Source organism: Streptomyces sp. SID5785 (assembly GCF_009870065.1).
Classification (GTDB): Bacteria; Actinomycetota; Actinomycetes; order Streptomycetales; family Streptomycetaceae; genus Streptomyces.
Genome location: NZ_WWIA01000888.1, coordinates 1 through 996 on the forward strand (window position 1 = coordinate 1; position 996 = coordinate 996).

General features: G+C 68.9%; 2 protein-coding genes. Both read right to left on the reverse strand.

The window, feature by feature from the left end; all coding sequences use genetic code 11:
- Positions 1 to 407, reverse strand: a 407-nt coding sequence (locus GTW43_RS28885; RefSeq protein ID WP_161304938.1) for a DUF742 domain-containing protein, incomplete at its 3' end; no start/stop codon positions are given.
- 174 nt (positions 408 to 581) lie between these two features.
- Positions 582 to 995: a roadblock/LC7 domain-containing protein gene (locus GTW43_RS28890; protein ID WP_003951074.1), complete on the reverse strand. Its 414-nt coding sequence runs from the start codon at positions 993 to 995 to the stop codon at positions 582 to 584.
- Position 996 lies beyond the last annotated feature (1 nt).

Here is a 996-nt window from a genome sequence, read left to right on the forward strand (position 1 = left end):
TTGCGAAGTCCACTGAGCACCCTTTCGAGCAGAGTCACGTCCGGCGCACCGCCGTTGTTCTCGTCGCCACCCGGCTGGTGAATCGCGACGAGGCCGGCCTCCGCGAGGTCCGCGACGAGGATCCGGGCCACACCGAGAGGCATCGTCAGGAGAGCCGACACCTCGGCGACGGACTTCACCTCGCGGCACAGGTGGCAGATGCGCTGGTGCTCCGGGAGAAGCGTCATCAGCGCCGCCGGGTCGGCGGTCGTGGAGACGAGCGCCTCTATCGCGAGCTGGTAGCGCGGCCGGGTCCGGCCGCCGGTCATCGCGTACGGGCGGACCAGCGGCTGGTCGCCCTCATCACCGTAGGCAGCGTCTGCAGCGGTCCTGCCGTACGGGTCGTGAGGAGCGGTGGGCGGGGTCATGGATCCTCCGGGCGGGACGGCAGATTCGGGGAGCTGCCGTCTGAGGGTGGGCCGGTGGGGGGATTGTGTGACGGCCGGACGTGGGTCGGAAGGGGATTGCGTGGTCTCTCTGGATTTCGGGGCGGGTGGTGCGTCAGACTTCAGATGTGGCCGGGGTTACCGGCCGTCACCCCGTCAGTGGAGCAGGCTGCCCTGCAGCTCGGCACGGAGATCCGGGGTGAGCACGGCGCCCGCCCGGTCGACGAGCAGCGCCATCTCGTAGCCGACGAGACCGATGTCGCACTCGGGATGCGCGAGCACGGCGAGGGACGAGCCGTCGGAGACGGACATGATGAAGAGAAAGCCGCGCTCCATCTCCACGACCGTCTGATTCACCGGCCCGCCCTCGAAAATGCGGGACGCGCCCGCCGTGAGCGACGTGAGACCCGACGCCACGGCCGCCAACTGGTCCGCGCGGTCGCGCGGGAATCCTTCTGACATCGCGAGCAGCAGACCGTCCGCGGACACCACCACCGTGTGCGAGACACCCGGCGTGTTGTCCACGAAGTTGGTGATCAACCAGTTCAGGTTCTGTGCCGCCTGGCTCATC

Excerpts from the sequence above, each read along its gene's own strand:
- GTW43_RS28890 (WP_003951074.1), bottom strand. The coding sequence starts at position 995 with ATGAGCCAGGCGGCACAGAACCTGAACTGGTTGATCACCAACTTCGTG.